The sequence below is a fragment of the Candidatus Erwinia dacicola genome, from assembly GCF_001756855.1.
Taxonomy (GTDB): domain Bacteria; phylum Pseudomonadota; class Gammaproteobacteria; order Enterobacterales; family Enterobacteriaceae; genus Erwinia; species Erwinia dacicola.
In genome coordinates this window covers 1-4,425 of record NZ_MAYS01000129.1, presented here as the reverse complement: position 1 = coordinate 4,425, position 4,425 = coordinate 1, and the positions used below count along the sequence as shown (strand labels likewise).

Here is a 4,425-nt window from a genome sequence, read left to right as displayed (position 1 = left end):
CTTGACGGACTCGACCCATTTTTTCCGGTCAGCCCATAATAGGGCAGGCAAGGAGCGACCGAAACATCTGTCGCCCCTGCGTGTTACTTACGTCGCGAACGACGTGAACTGAACAGACCCGCAATAGCAAACAGCAGCGAGATCGCCCAGATGCCCCAGTTACCGATGCGGGCATACGGCGTCAGGCCGGTGGTCGGGGTCACTTTTGCCGCTAACACTTCCGCTTTGAACTGCGGAATGATGTGGGTGATGTCACCGCGGGCATCGACCACCGCCGTCACGCCATTGTTAGTGCTACGCAGCAGTGGGCGCCCGAGCTCCAGCGCACGCATACGCGCTATCTGCAGGTGCTGCCATGGCCCGATAGAGTGACCAAACCACGCATCGTTCGAAATTGTCAACAGGAAGTTGGTATCCGGACGGAAGTTATCACGCACCTGCTGCCCCAGCACAATTTCGTAGCAAATGGCGGCGGTGAAGTTATAGCCTGCCACCTGCGACAGCGGCTGGACGTAGCTGCCACGGCTGAATGAGGACATCGGCAGGTCGAAGAGTGGTGCCAGCGGTCGTAGCAGCGACTCCAGCGGGACAAATTCCCCGAACGGCACCAGATGATTCTTCTGGTAGCGGTTGTCGCTAAAGTAGTCGTAAGGCTGCGGGCCGCCCAGCACGATAATCGAATTGTAATCGTGGTAGCGATTGCTCTCAAGGCGTGAATCGACGATACCGGTCACTAGGCTGCTGCCACTTGCGCGCAGCTGGTCATCCACTGACTTCAGGAACGGCTGCTGGTTGGTTTCCAGATCGGGAATGGCGGATTCTGGCCAGATGATGATCGTAGCTTTACCCACGTATGGGCGGCTGAGCGCCGTGTAAGTTTTCAGCGTATTGATCAGCTGATTCGGATCCCACTTCAGGGACTGCGCAATGTTGCCCTGCACCATTGCAACGTTCACCGCCCGTTCAGGCAGCGGCTGGAACCAGCTAATCTGACGCAGCGGCCACGGCAGCAGCAGCACGGCAGCAGCGATAGCAGGAACCAGACGGCGCTGCACCAAGGCATAAACCGCTAGGCCTACAATCACCATCAGCAGGAAGGTGATACTTTCTACGCCCAGCAGCGGTGCCAGCCCTTTCAGCGGGCCGTTGATCTGGCTGTAGCCAAACTGCAGCCACGGAAAGCCGGTCAGCACCCAGCCGCGCAGGAATTCGCTTACCTGCCATAGCACCGGAGCCACAATCGCTAGGCGCAGCAGCGAGGCTTTCGGGCACAGGCGGTTAAGCAGAGTGGTGAACAACAGCGTGTAGAGCGACAGATACGCGGCCAGCAGCAGCACAAGGAAGACATTTACCGGCCCCGGCATCCCGCCGAAGGTGGCGATGCTGACATACACCCAGTTGATGCCGCTGCCAAACAGGCCAAAGCCCCAGACAAAACCAATGGCGCTGGCTTGGCGGGTGATGCGGTTAAGGGTTAATGCCTGCAGGCCAAACAGTGAAACTAAAGCAGCAGGCCAGAAATCATAGGGGGAGAAAGAGAGGGTGCCAGTGGCACCCGTAATCAGCGCTAAAAGCAGGCGAACCCGCTGGCGCTGGTAGATTGAGGCAATTGCCATACGGTAGTTATTCTTCCAGAGTCGGTTGCGGCGAATTTTCCGGGATACGGACGTGGACCTGAATAATACGACGGCTGTCCGCCATCGCCACTTTAAACTGGTAACCATCAATCTCAATACTTTCACCGCGTGCCGGCAAGTGGCCGAAGCCCTGCATCACTAGGCCACCGATGGTGTCGACCTCTTCGTCACTGAAGCTGGTCTCGAAGACTTCATTAAAATCTTCGATCGGCGTCAGCGCACGAATGGTGTAGGTGCGGCGGCTTAGCTGACGAATATCGCGATCTTCTTCATCGTCATACTCATCTTCAATTTCACCGACAATCAGCTCGAGGATATCCTCAATAGTAACCAAGCCGGAGACGCCACCGAATTCATCAATCACAATCGCCATATGGTAGCGCTGTGAGCGGAATTCTTTCAGCATGCGGTCAACGCGCTTACTTTCCGGCACCACCACCGCAGTACGCAGCACCTTTCCCATTCTGAACGGCTCAGATTCACTGCTCATAAACGGCAGCAGATCCTTGGCCATCAGGATGCCGTCAACATGGTCCTTGTCTTCACTGATTACCGGGAAACGTGAATGCGCGGATTCAATAATTACCCCAAGGCACTCTTCCAACGTCTGGTTACGCTTCAGCGTCACCATCTGGGAGCGGGGGATCATTATGTCGCGTACCCGCTGTTCGGCAATATCCATCACGCCTTCCAGCATGTCCTTGGTATCCGGGTCGATCAGGTCATTCTGTTCGGAGTCGCGGATCAGTTCCAGCAGGTCGTCACGGTTTTTGGGCTCACCTTGAAAAAGGTGGTTAAGAATGAGTGAAAAAAATCCCTTTTTACTCGGGGGACTGTCATTGTTTTGTGAATGGTCATCGCTCATGGCGTTTTTGAGTTTGCCTCTCTGTTGTGAGATCGGCTGCCCCGAATTATTCAGGGGCAGGCGTAGTGCTACTTATTCTTTCTCCGAAATGTACGGATCGGGATACCCGAGAGCAAGCATTATCTCGGTTTCCAACGATTCCATCTCTTCAGCTTCTTCATCTTCGATGTGATCATAACCCAGCAGATGCAGACTGCCGTGGATCACCATGTGCGCCCAGTGGACCTCCAGCACTTTTTCCTGCTCTGCAGCTTCCTGCTCAACCACCTGACGGCAGATGATCAGATCGCCCAACAGCGGCAGCTCAATACCCGGTGGTGCTTCAAACGGGAATGAGAGCACGTTGGTCGGCTTGTCCTTGCTACGATAGGTGTGGTTCAGCTCACAGCTTTCCGCCTCATCGACCAGACAGATAGTCACTTCGCTTTCCGGCTGGAACTGCGGCAGAACCGCATCCAGCCAGCGCTGGAAGTCCGACTCTGGCGGCAAACCCTGCTCGTTCTCGCAGGCAAGCTGCAAGTCAAGAATCACATTACTCATATTGTTCTCCTGTGAAGCCTGCTAAGCAGCCAGCGGTGCGACTTCGATGACGTTGCGCTCAATCAGCTTTCAACGCGCTCAAAACCGATCAATCACCCTGCAGGAAGCCCAGTTTTTCTCCTGCCTCAACCGCTGGGCGGGTCAGCAGAATGCGTCGGATCTCTTGGCGCTCCAGCGCATCAACTGCCACCGCCACGGCCAGATAGGTTTTACCCGTACCGGCAGGGCCGGTGCCGAAGGTCACATCGTGGTCGAGGATGTTGGCCATGTACTGCGCCTCATTTGGCGTACGCGGCTTGATCACGCCACGTTTGATCTTTATATAAATCGCTTTGCCAAACTCAGGCACGCTGTCGGCTGTCTGCTCCAGTATGCGGTTCTCTTTCACCGCCAGATGGATCTGTTCCGGATCAATGTCCGGGATGTGACCGCATATCGGGGCGGTATCCACATACAGATGGCGCAGGATATCGGCAGCGGCGTCGACACTCAGCGCACAGCCAACCAGCTTAAAGGCATTCTCACGGCGATGAATCTCAATCCCCAGACGGCGCTCGAGCAGCTTGCTATTGTCATAAAATGGGCCACACAGGCTCAACAACCGGGTATTGTCGATGGGTTTCAGAGTTATCTCACGTGTTTCAATATTCAAACTAATCTTTTGGGTCACACAGGGCCAAGTTGAGAAATGGATGGTGATACGGGTTTTAACAGCAAAACCATAGCGAAATTATTTATGGTAAAGCGCTAAAGCTGCAAGCGTCCGGTTGGATATTTGGGCGCGTGTTTCAGAAAGCAAGTGTAACGCGATGAAATGATGCAGCAGGTAATGCTGCCAACTTACTGATTTAGCGTATGATGGTGCTTTTGAGGTGCTCCAGTGGCTTCCATTTCCATCAGTTGTTCCTCCTGTTCAGCTACTGAAGGCGTGATGCGTAACGGTAAAAGTACTGCCGGACATCAGCGCTATCTCTGCTCTCACTGCCGTAATACATGGCAGCTACAGTTCACTTACACCGCCTCTCATCCTGGTACACACCAGAAAATCATTGATATGGCCATGAATGGCGTCGGATGCCGGGCAACCGCCCGCATTATGGGCATTGGCCTCAACACGATTTTACGGCACTTAAAAAACTCAGGCCGCAGTCAGCAACCTCGGGCATACAACCGGGCTGGGACGTCATTGTCTGCGCTGAAATGGACGAACAGTGGGGCTACATCGGTGCTAAATCACGCCAGCGCTGGCTATTTTACGCGTATGACAGAATACAGAGGACGGTCGTGGCACACGTCTTCGGTGGACGCACTCACTATGGCCATGCTGGAGCGTCTTCTGAGCCTGCTGTCGCCCTTTGATGTGGTGGTATGGATGACGGATGG

Annotated in this window: 3 protein-coding genes and 2 pseudogenes; 1 reads left to right on the top strand and 4 read right to left on the bottom strand. The window is 54.6% G+C overall.

The features are described 5' to 3' along the window. Positions 1 to 83: 83 nt before the first annotated feature. The 4 genes and pseudogenes from lnt to BBW68_RS03985 all read right to left on the bottom strand — a co-directional run. Positions 84 to 1,616, bottom strand: a complete 1,533-nt coding sequence (gene lnt / locus BBW68_RS04000; protein WP_070134101.1) for an apolipoprotein N-acyltransferase — start codon at positions 1,614 to 1,616, stop codon at positions 84 to 86. 7 nt (positions 1,617 to 1,623) lie between these two features. After that, positions 1,624 to 2,502 carry a CNNM family magnesium/cobalt transport protein CorC gene (gene corC, locus BBW68_RS03995; protein WP_070134100.1) on the bottom strand — a complete coding sequence of 293 codons (879 nt, stop codon included), beginning with the start codon at positions 2,500 to 2,502 and terminating at the stop codon, positions 1,624 to 1,626. A gap of 72 nt (positions 2,503 to 2,574) precedes the next feature. Further along, entirely contained in the window at positions 2,575 to 3,042 is a 468-nt protein-coding gene (ybeY, locus tag BBW68_RS03990; RefSeq protein WP_070134099.1) for an rRNA maturation RNase YbeY, read from the bottom strand. A gap of 27 nt (positions 3,043 to 3,069) precedes the next feature. Further along, a pseudogene (locus tag BBW68_RS03985) lies at positions 3,070 to 3,694 on the bottom strand (PhoH family protein); the annotation flags it as partial. Between the two features lie 228 nt (positions 3,695 to 3,922). Here BBW68_RS03985 and BBW68_RS15680 point away from each other — a divergent pair. Next, positions 3,923 to 4,425 (top strand): annotated as a pseudogene (locus BBW68_RS15680) (IS1 family transposase); the annotation flags it as partial.